The 19,178-nt window shown below is 64.9% G+C and carries 9 protein-coding genes and 1 tRNA gene; 3 read left to right on the top strand and 7 right to left on the bottom strand.

What is annotated here, in order from left to right:
* Positions 1 to 691: 691 nt before the first annotated feature.
* Positions 692 to 1,519 carry a hypothetical protein gene (locus Q0S71_RS13570; protein WP_295996369.1) on the bottom strand — a complete coding sequence of 276 codons (828 nt, stop codon included), beginning with the start codon at positions 1,517 to 1,519 and terminating at the stop codon, positions 692 to 694.
* Between the two features lie 333 nt (positions 1,520 to 1,852).
* Between Q0S71_RS13570 and Q0S71_RS13565 the strand changes: the two genes are divergently transcribed.
* Positions 1,853 to 2,041: a hypothetical protein gene (locus Q0S71_RS13565; protein ID WP_295996366.1), complete on the top strand. Its 189-nt coding sequence runs from the start codon at positions 1,853 to 1,855 to the stop codon at positions 2,039 to 2,041.
* Positions 2,042 to 2,441: 400 nt separating this feature from the next.
* On the opposite strand, the gene Q0S71_RS13560 is transcribed toward Q0S71_RS13565, so the two are convergent.
* The 6 genes from Q0S71_RS13560 to Q0S71_RS13535 all read right to left on the bottom strand — a co-directional run bounded on the left by Q0S71_RS13560 (position 2,442) and on the right by Q0S71_RS13535 (position 17,124).
* Positions 2,442 to 2,843 (bottom strand): hypothetical protein, encoded by a 402-nt coding sequence (locus tag Q0S71_RS13560; RefSeq protein WP_295996363.1) that lies wholly within the window; start codon positions 2,841 to 2,843, stop codon positions 2,442 to 2,444.
* A gap of 141 nt (positions 2,844 to 2,984) precedes the next feature.
* Entirely contained in the window at positions 2,985 to 4,715 is a 1,731-nt protein-coding gene (locus Q0S71_RS13555) for a DUF6538 domain-containing protein (RefSeq protein ID WP_295996359.1), read from the bottom strand.
* 105 nt (positions 4,716 to 4,820) lie between these two features.
* A tRNA-His gene (locus tag Q0S71_RS13550) sits at positions 4,821 to 4,896 on the bottom strand.
* A gap of 112 nt (positions 4,897 to 5,008) precedes the next feature.
* Positions 5,009 to 5,893, bottom strand: coding sequence for a glutamate racemase (gene murI, locus Q0S71_RS13545; RefSeq protein WP_295996357.1), 885 nt, complete (start codon positions 5,891 to 5,893; stop codon positions 5,009 to 5,011).
* Between the two features lie 191 nt (positions 5,894 to 6,084).
* Positions 6,085 to 14,754, bottom strand: a complete 8,670-nt coding sequence (locus Q0S71_RS13540) for a glucoamylase family protein (RefSeq protein ID WP_367185300.1) — start codon at positions 14,752 to 14,754, stop codon at positions 6,085 to 6,087.
* A gap of 243 nt (positions 14,755 to 14,997) precedes the next feature.
* The gene (locus tag Q0S71_RS13535) at positions 14,998 to 17,124 is read right to left on the bottom strand and encodes an aminotransferase class V-fold PLP-dependent enzyme (protein WP_295996354.1); all 2,127 of its coding nucleotides are present in this window, start codon (positions 17,122 to 17,124) and stop codon (positions 14,998 to 15,000) included.
* A gap of 126 nt (positions 17,125 to 17,250) precedes the next feature.
* Here Q0S71_RS13535 and Q0S71_RS13530 point away from each other — a divergent pair, with 126 nt between their 5' ends.
* Complete coding sequence (locus Q0S71_RS13530; RefSeq protein ID WP_295996351.1) at positions 17,251 to 17,736, top strand: Lrp/AsnC family transcriptional regulator; 486 nt, start codon at positions 17,251 to 17,253, stop codon at positions 17,734 to 17,736.
* Between the two features lie 53 nt (positions 17,737 to 17,789).
* The gene (locus Q0S71_RS13525) at positions 17,790 to 18,923 is read left to right on the top strand and encodes an HPP family protein (protein WP_295996348.1); all 1,134 of its coding nucleotides are present in this window, start codon (positions 17,790 to 17,792) and stop codon (positions 18,921 to 18,923) included.
* The last annotated feature ends 255 nt before the right edge of the window (positions 18,924 to 19,178 follow it).

Raw genomic sequence — 19,178 nt, 5'->3', positions numbered from 1 at the left:
GTGGCCGCGTGCGTTCTTTGAAATGACCGGTTGAAAATTTGTGTCCATAATCAGAATTTGTGGGCACAAATGCTGTGCCAAAATTCGATCATGGAGGACGCTGGTCATGCAGTCCAGACGGCGCTGGGAAGACGCTTACGTGGGGCTAGGGGCAATGAAAATTTCAATGGCCGACCTTCGTTAAAGCTGAGCATGCAATTATCAACTTCAGAGTCTGATGGACCTCCTGCCGATTTCCCCATGTATGGGCAGGACCGTTGTCAAAATTATTTACAGCGGCAAGTGTGTCTGTGTGCGGCGGAGCACGTCTCAAATCTATGCTTTGACGCGAAGGCCAGCGCCACGCCAGGGGACAATCACGAGCTTCTGGACCGTGCGGTTTCGCTTGTATGCGGTCAAACCATATGGCTGAGGAAATTCGATGGATTCTTCGGCAAAGTGCCGCTCAGCTCGGGTGGGAACTAGCGCTGTGGCTCGAAGAGGGGCAAAATGTCGGGGCGAGGCCATTGGGCCAGTTTGCTGAAATCTGAGGTTGAACGGCAAGAGGCATCCCGCCGGTCACCGAATACAAGGGTTCGCGTGTCGTTGTCCTAGCGGGTATACGTCGATAGTGGCGAAACTTGGATTAACAGTGACCTGCTACCGCAACCGGCCAACAGCCGCTTGTTGGCTCCATAGACAGGTAGGCGGTCTATTTTTGATACCAAGGTTTAGGTGCGCCGGTGTCGCTGCCGCTTGAGGCCGGGACTCGGTACTTCATCATCGTGGGGAGTGGCGTCTCAAGCACGTAGCTGATAGTACTTCCTGTCGCTTTTAATACCTTGATGCGCAGTCCTTTAAATGCTAACGTTGTTGTGCCATCGGCTGCAAGTTCATAAGCCACATCCTGAGTAAAGGCGGGCCTGGCATAGCCCCCGGAGAACTCACGATAGGAGATTTTGACTTCACCCTTGCTGAGACCTTGATATAACATGTCTACGTAGAAATCATCTTTTTCTTCTATCGCCGTTTCCGTCACTTCGACATCATAGGGAACGGGATTTGATAAGGGAAAGCGGGGTGCGTATCCCTCAAACATTGCTGCCGTAAAAATATTCTTTTTATCTTCATCGATAAGGCAGCCGACGACATTCCTGTCGCCGAAGAAGCCAATGATGCCAGTGTTATTCGTCGTAAAGCAGGCAACCGGCAAATTGTTCTCCGGCCGCATTTTCATGGCAACCTGTGTGCCCGGATTCACTTTGAGGACATAGCCTCTATCCATCGTACTGGTTGCGCCCGCCTTCAAGGTGGCACGAAATTTTCGGGTCACGGTCCGGATGCCTTCCGTGTAAAGTGATTCTCCAACCTCGGCCGTTGACGCTTCGCCGACTGTGGGAGCGAGGAAATAGGTGCTCGCCTTCTCAATACGCGCTACCGGCGGCAACACTCGGCTCGGCGCAGCGAAAGCGCACGCACTGACAATCAAAGTAGTGGCGAATGTTATATATTTCATAAAGCGCGGGTTTCCCATTAACATCAGAATCCGTATTGTACCGGCAATTTACTCATACCTATTCTTCGACGATTTATTTCAGGAATTATCGATTTGGCGACATGCTCTCGGTCGAAAATACCCAAAGAATCTGTTTTCTTAAAGCGTGCCCATCAGTCGAGTCTGCGCTTAGTAATATTTGTCCAATGACCGCATTGCGCGTTAGCTGCCCGTCGCGGTAAGCACTACCAAGCCTTCATGACTCATGCCGTGACGGCGCCGGGACCGGTTTGTAGGCATTGACGGGTTGAGTCAGCGCGCCGGCGCCGGCTAGTTCGAATTCAGCTCGACCGCAGGCTGAGCTGGGACTGCGAGGGGATGCATCTGTTCATTTACGCGTACTGGCCGTCGCTGACTGACCTCCCTCGACCCGCTCGTCGTCGTTTTCTTGCTGGCAAAACCAAAGCTGGATTGATGCTGACCGGGGCCATCATCACCAGCGACGTGGTGCTAAACGCGTGGATTGGCGCCCAGTGCGGTTTTCAAGTTGGCGCTTTTGTCGCGTAGGGTCTGTTCCTGTTCCTGATTCGTGCTGGCGGCGGCTCGGTTCACGTGGCCGCAGCGACGTTCTCCGGGTCTGTTCGCGCGCGATGACGATGGGATTTTCCACGGCCCCCGGGGGGGCGTAGGGTGGGGCGCATCACCTTGGTCAAGTCAAGTGCTGTATGCCAGGTTGCGATGCCATGTTCAGCTAGCCGGACACACCCTCGTCGGATAGAATATTCTGCATGAACGAGCAAACTCTAGCAATAATGCAGCGATTGCTGCGGCCGACGTCCCCCGAGCAGCAGGCTGAACCCTGGCCGACGCGGGGCTGGAGAATGAGGTTCGCGAGCTGATTCGTCGCCGAAAATCTCACCATAGCGAGTCCTTGCCGTAGACTGAGGATGCCATCGCAGGCGGCCAATTAGTCGACCGCGTAAATGCGAACAACTGTGCAGCCTGCACCCCGCTTGGCGGCGACCTGGCTCATGCGCGGTGCCTCGGGCATGAACTTGGGGCTATCATCGGCAATCAGCCCCAGGCCGTCGGGATTGCGTGCGCTTGGCGCCACAAGGCAGTCCAGCAGCGGCTTCAAGCCGCCGTATGCGTTATCCCAGTCCAGGCTGCCTGCGCAGTACCGTTCTATCTCCAGCGCGCTTCTGGCAACCGGTGTCGCGGGCGCGTTGCCGCCAATCGCCGCCAGCACACTGGCGCGCCAGCCATTGCGCAATTTCTTGTAGGCATGGAAATGCATGCCCTTGATGGCATTGTTGGAAGGCGTTGGCTCGGGCAGGTGGAGTTCGTAGATGAGTTCGCGTGGGGGCATTGAGATGACCGGTGGGGGGAGGTCTCTCGTATAGCGACATCAAAAAAGGAAACGCCCCGAAGGGCGTTTTCATTGAATCATATGGCGGTGGTTAAGAACTAATTTCTTATGTCCGACTCTGGCCGCGATGCAAGGCAATGCTCATTTCGTCGCCGGGTTGCGTTTCTCTTTTCTCCAATATCCTACGCCGGGCTGCCATGGAAGAGCGGGAATCGCTGGGAATTTAATCTTGCTGAACTCTTCATGTATCACGTCGAATGGAACACCCGAGCCGTAGCCGTCTGTGATGGTGCCGTCGCCGCTCGCATGACCGAGTATCCGTTTCAACGGCTTGGTCGGTATCTTAGCGGCTTCCAAGAGGTCCTTCATGTTGTGCCTGAGCGAATACAGGACCTTTTTTGGCGAAGTAAAGCCAAGCTCGGTTTTGTAGCGACCGAACCATTTGGAGAACGCGCCACCCAATTTTCCGTGAAAGTCTTTGGACAAGGTTGGGAACAGGCGCGTCGAATGTTGACCATGTACCCATTCGACGTATCGAAGAAGGCCAAGCTCAATCAATTCATTTGCAATCGGAATTTGCCGACGTGATGCGTTATTTTTGAGTAAACGTTTTTCAGGCGCATCTTTCTCGCTGCCGGATTCGTCATCGAATAAACAGTCATCACCGTCTATCAAATCGGTGATGACGAAGCGCCAGCCGAGTTTTTCGTCTCGTTGAATATCAGAAAGCTCTAAACCTGCGATTTCTTCGGGGCGAGCTCCCGTATAAAACATCATGAGAGGAATCCAATATGAAGCCTCACCCGCCTGGCCGGATGAGCGCAAATGTTCAGTAAACACTGAGGAGCCGAAAAGGACGTCGATATCCTGCAGTGTGAATGGCAATCGCTTTTTTTCGCCTTTTTCCTTCTTGGACGCCTTGAATCCCAGCGTATTCTCGACGGGATTTCTTTGTAGCAACTCTCTCCCAACGGCTATTTTGAAAATCTCCCTTAGTTTGAGTATGCGGCCGTTGATGGTCGGTACTTCCAGCCCAGCCTGCTTCATGCCACTTACAAATGCAGAGATGTGCTTTGGAGTCAGTTCCGCAGGGCCCTTCAGGTTTAGGTCGGCAGCAAACGTCTTCAGCTGTCCCCATGGTGTCTGGTAGCCTATAACCGTGGATTTTGGACGGTCACTGACGTAACCTTGCCATGAGTTGAACACTTCATCCCAGCCGGAGCCAGTGGATGTTTCGATTCCGATTTTTGCTGGGTCTGGGACCTCGGGGGCGACGACGTCTGTGTTGATGGCGTTACCGGCTTGCCGTGCCAATTGATGGTCCAAGGTCTTTACGACGGATTCGAGGAAGATGTAGCCAGCCTTATGTGCTGCTTCAGCGCTCAGCTCGGCATCGATGCCGCAAAGGTGCATAAAGCCGAACATTGCCGGCAAAATCGGTTTGACATGCCCACGCGCAAGCAATTTCCCCAGCTCCGTGCGTTGCTGCGAGAGAACTTCTCCATGTTCATCGAACTCGTCTTCGTCCATTCCCTTTTGGCGGACCTGCTCGTCGCGTAGCAGGACGCGATGAGCCCAGTACTTCGCAAGGCCGCAAATCTGCTCGTCGGTCAACGATTTAACATGGGATAGCTTTAATGCATCATTGCGCTCTTTCAGCGATAGTAAGTGCGCGGCGAACTTCGCATCGATGCGAACCTCCTCAAGCCGAAGCCGTTTGGTCGCCTCGCGTTTGTCGGAAGTACGCAGACTACGAATGATTTCGGCCTTACCGGTAGGATAAGCCGACAAAATTGCAGTGGGTATGCGGCGGCGTACGTAGAAATTGCCGGTTTTCCCGCGGGAGAAGAGATGCTCTGATGTGGATTTCACGTTTTTGCTCCAGTCTGTTGTTGTGTAACAGGCTGTGTAGCAACTACGTTTTATTTTCCTAGTAACCGCCTTGTTTTCCAGTGAAATCAAGAGGTTAATTGAAAATGGGGTGGCTGATGGGGCTCGAACCCACGACAACAGGAATCACAATCCTGGACTCTACCAACTGAGCTACAGCCACCACTGAACTACTACCTTGTCTCGATGTTTCCTAGACAGGTGCCGAATTATACAAGCAGGTTTTGAAACTGGCAAATCTAAATGCGGGGTTTCGGTGGATTTTCAAATCGCCGCTAGATTTTGACGGCTTCGACCGGCAGCGTCAGTCCCAGCAGGGATGAAAACGCGCCCGCCAGTGCCGTCGCGCTGGCCGTGGTGTAGCCGAGCAGGGACGGCTGTCCCGCAGCCGCGTCCGGGCGCGCGGCGGACGCTGGCGCCGCGTCGTGCTCGTGGTGCGCCAGCAAGCCTGCCGTCTCGAGCAGCCGCGCCAATTGGCGCGCCACCGCGTCGCCGGTGTCGATCAGCGTGACGGCTTGCGTCGCGTGGCGCGCGGCGACGCGGGCGATGGCCGCTTGAACGAAGGGGTAGTGGGTGCAGCCGAGCACCAGCGTATCGGCGCCTTGCGCGATCAGCGGCGCGACGTAGCGGTCCAGCAGCGCGTCGATGGCGGCGGTGTCGAACTGGCCCAGCTCGATCAGGTCGACCAAGCCTATGCATGGCTGCAACAGGAATTGGGCGCCGCTGGCGCTGCTGACCTGGGCGCGCAATTGCAGGAATTTTTCGCCGGACAGGGTGCCGTCGGTGGCCAGCACGCCGATCTTGCCGCTGCGGGTGGCGGCGGCCGCCGGTTTCAGGCCGGGTTCGACCCCGACGATGGGCAGCGCCGGGTAGCGCGCGCGCAGCGCTTTGATGGCGGCGACGGTGGCGGTGTTGCAGGCGACCACCAGCGCCTTGGCGCCGCGCTCGAGCAGGAAGGCGGCCACGGCCAGCGAGCGTTCGACCACCACTTGCTCGGGCTTGTCGCCGTAGGGGGCGAAGCCGGTGTCGGCGAAGTAGATCAGCAGTTCCCGCGGCAGTTGCGCGCGGATGTGGCGCAGCACCGACAGGCCGCCGACGCCGGAGTCGAAGATGCCGATGGGGGCGGGGCGGGGCGGGCTGGCGGGGTGGGTTGGAATCATTGTTTTTGCTGGTCGGTGCAGCGGGAGGATGGGGTGGCGGGCGGGGCGAGTGCGGGGCGGTTCGCGCTGGAGCTTGGCTGGGCTAACAAAGCGGGGGTCAGACCACGGTTTCGAGAGATGCATTCGAAACCGTGGTCTGACCCCGGCGTTGCGACAGCGGCCGGCCCCAGTCTCCGGCCGGCCCGCTGCAACTACGCGACGCGCAGTTCGACCTGGTGCACCCGGCCGTCGTCGTTCAGCGCGATCGCGCTGTCGGCCTGCGCCACGCCGTCGACCGTCATGCCGGCGTTGGCGCCGTCGCGTATCACCTGCACCACGTATTGCGCGGCGCCGTGGCGGTAGCTCAGCGTGAACTCGTTCCAGCCGGCCGGCATGTGCGGTGTCATCGTCAGGTGGCCGGCCGTGCGCGACACGCCCAGCAGCGACTCGACGATCAGGCGGTACATCCAGCCCGACGATCCGGTGTACCAGCTCCAGCCGCCGCGCCCGACGTGCGGCGACACCGCGTAGACGTCGGCCGTCACCACATACGGTTCGACCTTGTAGCGCGCCATGCCTTCCGGCGTGCCGCCGTGCGTGACCGGATTAATCATGCGCATCAGCTCCCACGCGCGCTCGGTCTGTCCCAGCTTGGCGAAGGCCATCACGGTCCAGATGGCGGCGTGGGTGTACTGGCCGCCGTTTTCGCGCACGCCCGGCACGTAGCCGCGGATGTAGCCGGGATTGAGGTCGGCCTTGTCGAACGGCGGATCGAGCAGCTGGATCAGGCCGAAGTCGCGCCGCACCAGGCGCTGGTCGACCTGCGCCATCGCGCCCTCGACCCGCACCGGATCGGCGGCGCCGGACAGCACGCCCCAGCTCTGCGAGATCGAATCGATCTGGCATTCCTCGTTGCTGTGGGAGCCGAGCGGCGCGCCGTCGTCGAAGTAGGCGCGGCGATACCACTCGCCGTCCCAGGCGTTCTTCTCGACGTTGGCGCCGAGCTTGACGGCTTCGGCGCGGCACTCGGCGGCGAAGGCCGCGTCGTGGCGCAGGTCCGCCACTTCGGCGAAGCGCTGCAGCACTTCGTACAGGAAGAAGGCCAGCCACACGCTCTCGCCCTTGCCCTCCTCGCCGACCTTGTCCATGCCGTCGTTCCAGTCGCAGGAACCCATCAGCGGCAAGCCGTGCGCGCCGAAGCGCAGGCCGTGGCGGATCGCCCGCACGCAGTGTTCGTACAGCGTGCCGGTCTGGCTGGAGCGGCCAGGCAGGTCGTAATACGAATCCTCCTCCGGCTTGACCAAGCGCCCTTCGAGATAGTGCGTGGTCTCGTCGAGCACCGTGAGGTCGCCGGTGCCGTGCACGTAGCGCGCGGCGGCCAGCGGCAGCCACAGATAATCGTCCGAGCAGTGGGTGCGCACGCCGCGGTCGGCCGGCGGGTGCCACCAGTGCTGCACGTCGCCCTCCAGGAACTGGTGGCCGGCGCACAGGATCAGGTGGTCGCGCAGCAGCTGCGGTTCGGTGTGGATCATGGCCATCGCGTCCTGCAACTGGTCGCGGTAGCCGAAGGCGCCGCCGGACTGGTAGTAGCCGCTGCGCGCCCACAGGCGGCAGGCGATGGTCTGGTACATCAGCCAGCCGTTGGCGATGACGTCGAGCGATTTTTCCGGCGTCGAAATCTGCACCGCGCCCAGCGTCTGGCGCCAGTGCGCGTGGACGGCCTCCAGCGCCTCGGCCGCGCTGGCGGCGCCGCCGTGTTTTTGCACCAGGCTGCTGGCGTCCGCGTTGCGGCGGCCGCCGACGCCGAGCATGAAGACGATCTCGCGCTCCTGGCCCGGCAGCAGCTCGAACGGCACCTGGATGGCGGCGCAGGCATCGAGGCCGCTGCCGACCTTGCCCGACAAACGGCTGCGGCGCAGCGCGGCCGGACTGGCCAGCGTGCCGTTGCGGCCGATGAATTCGGTGCGGTCGGCGCTGACGGTGCGCAGGCCGGCGTCGGCGTTGAAGAAGGCGACGCGGCCCGTGAACTCGGTGTTGTACGGATTCTTGGCGAACAGCGCGCCGCTGATCGGATCGACCTCGGTCAGGATGTGCATGCCGGACTTGGAGCGCATGTCGCCCAGCACCCACTCGACGTAGCCGGTGGCCGACAGGCGGCGCGGCACCGGCGACTCGTTGCGGATCTTCAGCACCGTGTACTTGATCGGCGCGTCGAGCGCGACGAAGGTGCTCATCTCGGTGGTGATGCCGGACTCCGTGTGTTCGAACACGCTGTAGCCGAAGCCGTGGCGGCTGATGTAGTCGCCCGTGCCGCGCGCCGGCAGCGCCGTCGGCGACCAGAAATGGCCGCTCTGTTCATCGCGGAGGTAGAACGCCTCGCCGCTGATGTCGGAGACCGGATCGTTGTGCCACGGCGTGAGGCGGAATTCGTGGGCGTTCTCTTGCCAGGTGTAGGCCTGGCCGCTTTCCGACACCACGGTGCCGAACTGCGGATTGGCCAGCACGTTGGACCACGGCGCCGGCGTGCGCTGGCCGTCGCTGGTGGTGATGACGTATTCGCGGCCGTCGGCCGAGAAGCCGCCGATGCCGTTTTCCAGCATCAGGTGCTGCGGCTTGCGGGTGGCCGGTCCCGATTCCTCGTACTCGCCGCGCGGGTCGGCGTTCAGCGCCGGCATGCGCAGCACCGGCGCGCCGGGACGCTTGATCTGCTCGGCCAGCGTGCCGCGGCTGTCGCTGAGGATGACGCGCGCCACCGATTGCAGCAGGATGCGGTCCTCGTTCGCGATCTGGTCGGCCAGGCGCACGAAGATGCCGCCCGGGCGGTCGATGGCCTGGGCGTCGATGCCGGAGGCGATCAGACCCATGATCTGTTCCTGCAGCAGCTGGCGGTAGCCGCTCTGGTCCTCGTACCAGATCACCAGGTCGACCACCAGGCCTTTCAGGCGCCAGTAGGCGTGGGCCTGCACCAGCTGGCGCGCCAGCTCGATGTTGGCCGGGTCCTTGATTTGCAGCAGCACGATGGGCAGGTCGCCCGAGATCGCGTAGGCCCACAGGCCGGACTGGCCGCGCTGGTTTTTAATCAGGATGCTGGCGTCGGCGCGCAGGCCGGCGTTCGGGTAGATGACGGTGTTGGCCAGGCGGCCGTACAACTGGGCGTCCGCTTCGCTGGCGTTGAGCTGGCGCAGCACCACCTGGCTGTGGGTCCACGCCAGTTCGAACACGCGGTCGGCCAGGTGGCGGTCCTGGTATTTGTCGATCAGGTGGACGGCGGCGTCGCGCGTGTCCGTCATGCCGGTGACGATGTCGACGGTCGCGCTCTGGTCCGGCTCCAGCGTGATGCGGTAGCGGATCGCCACCACCGGGTCGAGCACCGAGCCTTCGCCGCCGGACAGCGCGCCGTCCTCCAGCATGGCGCGCGGCGCGATGGCGGTGTTGCCGCGGCCGAGGAATTGCGAGCGGTCGGTCTCGAAGGAGACGTCGGTCACGAAGGCGTCGTGCACCGTCATCAGGTGCAGCATGGTCGGCATCTGCTCGCCCTTGCCGCGCGGCCGGCGGGTGCACAGGATGGCGTTTTCCTGGCGCAGGATCTCGGTCTGCACGAACAGCTTGCTGAACGCCGGGTGCGCGGAGTCGGTGGCGGCCGGCGCCATCACCACTTCGGCGTAGCTGGTCAGCTCGATGGTGCGGCTGCGGTCCGATTTGTTGGTGATGCGGGTGCGGCGCAATTCGATGTCGTCCTCCGGCGACACCACGATCTCGGTGTAGAGGTCCAGGCCCTTGTCGGCGCGGCGGAATTCGGCCCGGCCTTCGGAGAAGATGACTTCATATTTGCGCGGCTCGACCAGCGTCGGTTGATAGGTGGTCGACCAGAAATCGCCGTCGTCGACGTCGCGCACATAGCAGAAATTGCCCCAGTTGTCGCGCGTGCTGTCTTCGGCCCAGCGGGTGACGGCCAGGTCTTTCCAGCGGCTGTAGCTGCCGCCGGCATTGGTGACCATGACGTGATAGCGGCCGTTCGACAGCAGCTGCGTCTCGGGCACGGCCGTGTTGTGTTGGGTGAGGATACGCATGGGCATGGCTTGCTCCGGAGCGCTGCCGCGCACGGCGGCCTGCTCGGTGGTGTTGGAATAAAAGGCGCCGGCCTGCGGACTGCGTTCCTGCAGCACCAGCAGGGTCGATTGCAGCAGCGGGTCGGACTCGAAACGGCGTTGCATCGGGCGCTCGTGCAGCAGATAGCTGAGGGCCAAAAAGCCCATGCCCTGGTGGTGCACCATGAAGGACTTGATGATGGCCGAGCTTTGCCCGCGCGGCAGGCGCGAGGGCGTGAAGTCGATCGCCTCGTAGAAGCCGTAGCGGCCCATGAAGCCCATGGCGGCCATCTTTTCCAGGTTGGCACAGGACGCTTCCGGCTTGACCATCAGGCTCATCATGGTCGCATAGGGCGCGATCACGAGGTCGTCGGCCAGGCCGCGCTTGAGGCCCAGGCCCGGCACGCCGAAGGCGCGGTACTGATAATTGAGGCTGGCGTCGACCGTGTTGTAGCCGGACTCCGAGATCCCCCACGGCACGTTGCGCTGCTTGCCGTAGTCGATCTGGGCCTCGATCACCGAGTGGTAGGTCTGGTCGAGCAGCGTGCTCGGATAGTTGGGCATCACCAGCAGCGGCATCAGGTACTCGAACATCGAGCCGCTCCACGACAGCAGCACCGGCTTGCCGGCCACGATGCACAGCTGGCGGCCCAGCGCGAACCAGTGCTCCTGCGGCAGCTGGCCCTGGGCGATGGCGACGAAGCTGGCCAGGCGCACCTCGGAGGCCAGCAGATCGTAGTAGCTGGCGTCGAGGCGGCGCTCGCTGAGGTTGTAGCCGATGGCCAGCAGATTGGTGGTCGGGTTGAACAGGAAGCCATATTCCATCTGGGCGAAGGCGCGCACCTGGCCGGCCAGTTCAGTGATGGTGGCGAGGCGTTCGCGCGCCGCGGCGCTGCCCTGGGCCACCAGCTGCGAGAGCTGCCGCTGGCGTTCGCGCTCGAGCGGCGCCAGGTCCGACAGCGGGCTGGCGACGATGCTCATGTCGGCCAGTTCGCGCAGCGTCGGGATGCGGGTCAGGCCGGCGTCGAACACTTCGCCGGCGCACAGCGCGATCCAGGGCGTGAGCCGCAGCAGCTCGTCGAGCGCGGCGCCGCACTGCACGGCCAGCGCCTGGGCCCACATCTGCACCGTGGCGTCGCCGTGCTGGGCGGCGTGCGGCAGGAAGTGGGCCGTGATGGCGGCGGCGCGGCTCAGGTAGGCGTGCACGTCGAGCAGGTTGGCGGCGGCCACGCCGCCGTCCGGCGCCAGCACGTCGTACAGCGCTTGCAGGTGCGGCGCCAGCGGCGCGATGGCCACCGCCGCTTCGCGCAGCACGCGCAGGCTGGTGGCGATGCCGCCGGCCGTCTGCGCGGCGATCACCGGCTGGCCGCACAGGTCGGCCAGGCCGGCCTGCAGGGTCAGGAGGTGGCCGGCCAGGTTGCCGCTGTCGACCGTCGAAATATAGATGGGGTGCAGCGGCTTCATGGTCTGGGTGTCGTACCAGTTGTAGAAGTGGCCCTGGTGGCGTTCCAGCCGCGCCATCGCGCTGAGCGTGTTGGCGCTGCGCTGGAGCAGCTGGCCGACGCTGATGTAGCCGAAGTCGTGGGCCGTCAGATTGGCCAGCAGCGCCATGCCGAGGTTGGTCGGCGAGGTGCGGTGGGCGATCACGGTGTTGGGGTGCTCTTGCACGTTGTCGGGCGGCAGCCAGTTGTCGGCGGCGGCGACGTAGGTGTCGAAATAGCCCCAGGTCTTGCGCGCCAGCTCGTGCAGGAATTGCGTTTGCGCGGCCGTCAGCCGGGCGGCGACGCGCTCGATGGGGCGGCTGATGAGCCATGCCACTTGCGGCGCGATGAACCACGCCAGCAGGAACACGCCGGCCGGCAGCAGCGCCGGCGTACGCCACCCGGCCAGCGCGGCGGCGGTCAGCAGCGCCAGCGTCGGCGCGGTCCACATGCTGCGCCAGGTGCCTTTGAGGTCGGTCTTGGAACGGGCCAGCGCCGAGGCGCGCCATTCGAGCAGGTGCTTGCGCGAGACGGCCATGCGCCACACGGTGCGCAGCACGGCGTCGAGGCTGAACCAGGCCTCGTAGGGCAGGAACATCAGCATCAGGATGGCGTGCCAGAAGTGCAGGCGGCTGCGGCTGAGCCACGCGGCGCCGTGCTGGCTCCACAGCGTTTCGCGCGGCTTGTTGGCCAGGTCGTAGACCGAGCCGACCAGCGAGGGCAGGAAGATCACGGCCAGCACGGCCAGGGTCCACAGCCACGGGTCGGGCAGCACGGCCCACGCCGTCAGCAGCGACGCCACCAGCACCGGCGCGACCAGGCTGCGGCGCAGATTGTCGAACAGCTTCCAGCGCGACAGCGCCGACAGCGGATTGCGTTCGCTCTTGTTGCTCAGCGTCGGCACCCGGCCGAACAGCCAGGACACGAGCTGCCAGTCGCCGCGTATCCAGCGCTGGCGGCGGCTGACGTCGTCGCTGTAGCGGGCCGGATATTCTTCGTAGAGCTGGGCGTCGCTGAGCAGGCCGGCGCGCAGGTAGCAGCCTTCGAGCAGGTCGTGGCTGAGGATCTGGTTGTCGGGCAGGCGCTCGCCGAGCACCTGCTCGAAGACGTCGACGTCGTAGATGCCCTTACCGATGAAGGAGCCCTCGTAGAACACGTCCTGGTAGACGTCGGAGACGGTGCGGGTGTAGGGGTCGATGCCGGGCTCGCCGCCGCACAGTTTTTCGTAGTGCGAGGCGTTCTCGCTGGGCAGGGCGACGGCCACGCGCGGTTGCAGGATGCCGTAGCCTTCGACCACGCGCTTGCGGATGGCGTCCACCCGCGGCTGGTTCAGCGGGTGGCGCATGGTGGCGATGAACTGGCGCGCCGAGTCGCGCGGCAGCTGGGTGTCGGTGTCGAGCGTGATGACGTATTTGATGCCGGCCAGGTCGCTGGTGTCGCCTTCGACCAGCGCGAAGCGCTCGCGCGCGCCGCCGCGCAGAAAGCGGTTGAGGTCGGCCAGCTTGCCGCGCTTGCGCTCCCGCCCCATCCAGGTCTGCTCGTTGGGATTCCACAGGCGCGGGCGGTGCAGCAGCAGGAAGGGACCGCGCCCGTCCTCGGCCGCGTATTGCAGGTTGAGCTGGCGCACGCTGTGCTGGACCTGCTGCATCAGCGCGGCGTCGGCCGCCATCGTTTCATCGGGCGCGTCGGCGAAATCGGTCAGCAGGCCGAACATCAGATTGGGGTCGCGGTTGGCGAGGAAACGCACTTCCATGGCCACGCACAGATCGTCGATGTTCTGCTTGCTGTAGATCAGCGTCGGCACCACGACCAGCGCGCGGGCGTCGGCCGGCACGCCGTCCTTGAACTCCATGCGCGGCAGCGGGTGCGGCCGTGTCAGCAGGGTGGCGGCCCAGTTGACCAGGGACAGCGCCAGCTGGCTGCCGCCCATCAGCGCCAGCACGGCGAGGATGGCCAGCGCCCAGCCATGGACGCCATCGTGCTTGGCGCGCTCGAGCAGCAGCGCGGTGGTGACGGTGGTGATGGCGGCGATGGCGCCGAGGTAGGATGTCAGCGGCGAGGCGCGCGAGGTTTCCTGGAGCGCGGCCAGCAGCGGCAGGCGGGCGCCGACTTTTTTCTGCAAGGCCGCCAGGCCGCGGCCGACCAGGTAAAAGCCGATGTGGCCATGGCGGGCGTCGACGGCGCCGTCGTGGGCGCGCGCCAGTTGCAGCGCGTGGTCGGCCACTTCGGGCTCGCTGCACTTGCTGCGCTTGGCCAGCTTTTCAATCACGTGGCGGTACTGGTCGCGGGTGGCGAATTCCATTTTGCCGTAGATGGCGGCCGGGTCCTGGCGCAGGGTCTGTTCGACCACGCTCATGGTTTCGACGAATTCCTGCCAGTCCATGGTGCCGAGGAAGCGCAGGCTGCCGATGCTGTTGGCGATCGACACCTGCTCGGCCGACTGCTGCTGGATTTCGGTCTGGATCTGCTGCTCGATGGTCAGGCCCGATTCGGCCAGGCGGTGGGTGACCCACGACAGCGCCAGCGTCAGCGCCGGGCTCTGGCCCTGGAGGCGGCGCGCCAGCTCGGCCACGAAGGCGCTGCTGACGGGCGGGTTGGAACGGGCCATGTCGGCCACCAGCAAGATCAGGCCGCTGGGATTCTTGTCGGCGACCTCGGTCATCTGGTCGGCCCAGGCGTTGGCCAGGTCGCGGTGGCCGCGGTTGGCCGACACGCGGGCGGCGACGCGGCGCAGGTTTTCGATCAGCGCCAGGCGCAGCATGATGGGGATGGCCCACAGCTCGCCGAGTTTGAGCGTCGCCACCTCCTGGTAGGCGTCGACGAAGCGGCACAGGCTTTCGGGGTCGACCCGGCCGTCGCCGTGGGAAATGATTTCGAGCGCGATCTTGTAGACGCGCGGCACGCCGTCGGCGGCGCCCTTGCCCAGCCGCGGCAACTCCTTGCTGTAATCCTTGGGCAGGTGGCGCTTGGCGGTGCGGATCTGTTCTTCGATCAGGTAGAAATTATCGAGCAGCCACTCGGAGGCGGGCGTGACCTGGCGGCCGGACTTGATGGCGGCGGTCAACTCTTCGCAGGTGGTGGCGATCAGGGTGGCGTTGTCGGCCAGCCGCGACAGCAGGCGGTCGCGGCCGCCACGCTTGCTCAGCTCGTGATGCGCGGCCAGCGTCTTGCCGTGGGCCGCCATCTGGGCCGCGCTGAAGAGTTCGGCGCGCAGCGGCAAATCGTCTTCGTCGTCGTCCGATAACAGCGCGCCGGACTGCTGCTCGCGGAAGCCCGAAGACATCTCGGGAATAAAGGGGGTGTGCTCTTTCAACTTGACCTCGCTTGGTTCGCGTACCGTTGCTCCGCCGTTCGCCGGCCAGCATCTTGCCTGGTACAACGAAACAAGCGTTGGATTATGTTCCAAGGCATGGTAGCGGGGCGCACGGCAGCCGACTGTACGCTGGCGTACATATGGCCGAGATGAGGGGCGAGCTTGGGAGCTTGGCGGCGGCGGCGCACTCGGGCGGGGCCGGTGCCGCGTTCAAATCGGCGGCAGCGGCGCGCTCAATCGGGGTCAGGCGGCGCGGGCCGGCGGCGCCAGCGCGACGCCGCCGGCGACGTGCCAGGCGGCGCCGTGGCCGAGCCGGCGCAGGCATTGCACGGCTTTGATGCTGCGGTTGCCGCTGCGGCAAAAGAATACCAGCGGCAAGCGTTCGCCGCGCAACCAACCGTCGAGCTGGTCGGTCAGGCGGCTCAGCGGCACGCTGCGGGCCGGCCGGCCGCCCGGTCCGACGGCCGCCGCCGCCGCATATTCATAGGGCTCGCGCACGTCGATCAGCTGGGCCCCGGGATGTTGCAGGAAGAAGGCGTCGAGGGCGTCGGCGTCGAGCTCGAGTTCGGCGGCGGCCAGGTCGGCCGGCGGCGCGGCGCGCAGGCTGGTGCAGAACTGGTTGTGCGGATCGCGCGCCGGACACAGCAGCGTGTCGAGGCCGATCACGCCGGCCAGCCCGCTCTGCGCGGCGTGGCCGGTGAAGGCAAAGCGCACGTCCGCCGCCACCAGCCGCGCCGCCCCGTCTGCGCCGTCGCCGAGGCGGGCGCCGGTGGCCGCGCCCAGCAGATAACTGGCGCGGGCGTCGTCGTGCCGCACGCGCGCCAGCACCCGGGCGCCGAACTCGATGCCGGCGACGAGGCCGCCGTCGGCCAGCGTCACGCCGGCGCCGGCGGCCGGCCAGCCGAAGGCGTCGCAGTCGGCGTCGCCGCTGATGTCGCGCGCGATGTGGCGGCCCAGCGCCTGGACCAGGGTGGTGCGGTCGGAGCCGGGCGAGCTGCCGAGGATGGCGCTGACGCGGTAATTCTGGCAGCGCACATAGGCTTCGATGCGCTCTGTGAGCGCCGGCAGCGGGTCGATGACGATGCAGCTGCGGCTGGCGGCGTCCAGCAGCAGCCAGCTGCAGGCGCCGTCGACGCCGAGCTGCACCACGCCGTCGTGCTGCTGCGGCGCCCGGTTGGACGGGATCAGGCAGCTGGCGCGCAGCGCGGCGCCGCAGCGGGCGATGCGCAGGCAAGCCTCGTCGATGGTGGCGTCGTCGATCAGCGGGCCGAAGGACATGCGGATGGCGCCGCCGCTGCGCCACGGCGCCAGGCCCATCGCGTCGAGCACGTAGCTGGGCGTGGCCTTGGCGGCGGAGCAGGCGCTGCCGGAGCTGACGCGGACCCGGGCCGCGTCGAACACATCCATCAGTTCGCGGCTGCTCAGGCCGGGGACGGAAAAGTTGAGCGTGGTCGGCAGCGAGGTGGCGAAGGTCTGGTTGAACACCACGCCGGGCAAGGCGGCGCGCAGGCTGTCGGCCAGGCGGGCGCGGGCGGCGTTCAGCTCGGCGTAGCCGCGGAACACGCCGCCCCGCTCCAGCGCTTCGAGCACGGCGCCTAGGGCGGCGATGCCGGCCATGTTTTCGGTGCCCGAGCGCAGCGCGCCCTGCTGGCCGCCGCCGACGATCAGCGCCGTGAACGGCGCGTCGGCGCGCACATATAACATGCCTATGCCTTTGGGCGCATACAGTTTGTGGCCGGAAAACGCCGCGTAATCGATGCGGCTGGCCGCCAGGTTCAGGTCCAGCTTGCCGAGCGCCTGCACGCCGTCGACCAGCCAGTAGGCGGCGCTGCCGCTTGCGCGCAGCGCCGCCTCGATGCCGGCCAGGTCGGAAATCGCGCCCGTTTCATTGTTGGCGGCCATGGTGCAGACCAGCGCGGCCTGGCCGGCGCAGCCGCGCAGCATGGCGAGGTCGTGGCGGCCGTCGTGGTCGACCGGGATGGCGCGCAATTGCAAATGCAGGCCCAGCAGCCGGCTCCAGTGCGCCAGGCTTTCCGGCACGGCCTTGTGTTCGGTGGCGCCATACAGCAACAGCGTGCCGGTGGCCTCGCCGCGCGCCTGGCGTTCGCGCAGCGCGCACAGGGCCGACAGCACGGCCGTCTGTATGCCTTCGGTGGCGCCGCTGTTGAACATCAGCCGGCCGGCGCCGACGCCGAGCACGCGGGCGGCGCGCCGGTGCACGCCGTCGAGCACGGCCTTGGCGCGCAGGCCGCCGCCGTGGCTGCTGCTGGGGTTGCCGTAGCGCTCGGCCATGGCGTCGACGGCGGCCGCCAGCGCGGCGGGCAGGATGGCGGAGGTGGCGTTGCCATCGAGGTAGATGTCGGTCGTCATGGCGATGCGTTCGGGCGGGTTGGGGGAGCCATCAGCTTATCGGTACTGGCCGGTGAATATGTACTAAAATGGCCGTTATATCGGCGCGACATAGCATGTTTATCCTTTTATTTTGATATTTATAGAATGAACCATCTAGACAAATTCGATTACGCCATTTTGGCCGCCTTGCAGGCCGACGGCACGCTGTCGGTCGCCCACCTGGCCGAGCGCGTCGGCCTGTCGAGCACGCCGTGCTGGAAGCGCGTCAAGCGGCTGGAGGAGGATGGCTATATCGAGAGCCGGGTGGCCATCGTCAACCGGCGCAAGGTCGGACTGCCGGTGACGGTGTTCGTCAGCGTGCGCACCAGTCAGCACGACGACAAGTGGCTGGCGCGCTTCGCGGCGGCCGTCATCGCGCTGCCGGAGGTGCAGGAATTCCACCGCATGAGCGGCGACATCGATTACCTGCTGAAAGTGGTGACCACCGATATCGACGGCTACGACCGCTTTTACAAGAAACTCATCAAGGCGGCCCAGCTGAGCGGCGTGTCGTCGGCGTTTTCGATGGAGCAGATCAAGTTCACCACGGCGCTGCCGCTGGAACTGATCTCCCACGGCCTGCCGGCCTGAGCCGGGCGTGGGATAATGGCGCCCGCCTCCACCACCCGCCGCGCCGCGCCATGATGCCTGCCTTTTTAGACCGCTGGCTGCCCAGCCACAATACGGCCAGCCGCCGCGAACAATTGCGGGCGGTCGCCGGCGCGCTGGCCGGCATGGCGCTGACCGGCGCGATCACGCACTGGGTGCTGGGCGCCGGCGGCGCGGGGATATATCTGGTGGCGCCGATCGGAGCGTCGTCGGTGCTGCTGTTCTGTTTGCCCGGCAGCCCGCTGGCGCAGCCGTGGTCCGTGGTCGGCGGCAACGTCGTCTCCGCGCTGGCGGGCGCGGCCTGCGTGCGCTGGCTGGGCGACGCCCTGGCGCCGCCGCTGCTGGCGGCCGTCGCCACCAGCGCCGCCATCGGCGCCATGTTCGCGCTGCGCTGCCTGCATCCACCGGGCGGCGCGGTGGCGCTGACGACCGTGATCGGCGGCCCGGCCGTGCACGCGGCCGGCTTCGGCTTCGCGTTGGGCCCGGTGCTGCTCGATTCCCTGCTGCTGATGCTGGCCGCCGTGGCCTATAACAATCTGACCGGGCGCCGCTATCCGCACACGCAGCAGGCCGCCCACCCGCATCCGCACGCGACGACGGACGAGCCGCCGACGGCGCGCATGGGCTTCACGGCGGACGACCTGGACGCGGTGCTGAAACAATACAACCAGGTGCTCGACATCAGCCGCGACGACCTCGAATCGCTGTTCTTGAAGACGGAAATGCGGGCCCACCAGCGCCGTTTCGGCATCATCGCCTGCGCCGACATCATGTCCAGGGACGTCGTGACGGCCGAATTCGGCACGCCGCTGAACGAGGCATGGCTGGCGATCCGCAGCCACAAGATCGGTGCGCTGCCGGTGCTGAACCGGGCCCGGCGCGTGATCGGCATCGTCACGCAGACCGATTTCCTCGAGCACGGCGGGCTGGACGATTACGGCGTGATCCGCCAGCAGCTGCGGCGTTTTTTGCTGCCCAGCGGCCGCAGCCACGGCGAGAAGGCCGAGGTGGTCGGCCAGATCATGCGCGGCCATCCGACCACGGCGCGGGTCGACACGCCCATCGTCGACCTGGTGCCGCTGATGGCCGACTCCGGCTTCCACCACATCCCCATCGTCGACGCCGAACAGCGTTACGCCGGCATCGTCATGTTCCCAGGCAGGGCCTAACAATGTCGATAGTTGTATCATGACAGCTTTGGGTCGCCTAGGTTTTTGCCTTTCAGTTTGGAGGTGGTGCTCCCTGCTCGCGAGTTCAGGTTTTGGTGCTACATACAAGGGACAGCGCAGCGGCTTTGTTTGGGGGATCCAGATCTAATACAGCTCTCTTGGATGTGGAAGGAAGTCGCCTTAGTCCAGCCTTTAGCCTTATTAATGACACTCTTGAGTACCAAGCGCTGAGAACCTCGGCTAATCAACTGATTA

Origin of the sequence: Rugamonas sp., assembly GCF_025354735.1 — a bacterium.
Taxonomy (GTDB): Bacteria; Pseudomonadota; Gammaproteobacteria; order Burkholderiales; family Burkholderiaceae_D; genus Rugamonas.
This window is presented reverse-complemented; position numbering and strand designations above follow the sequence as displayed.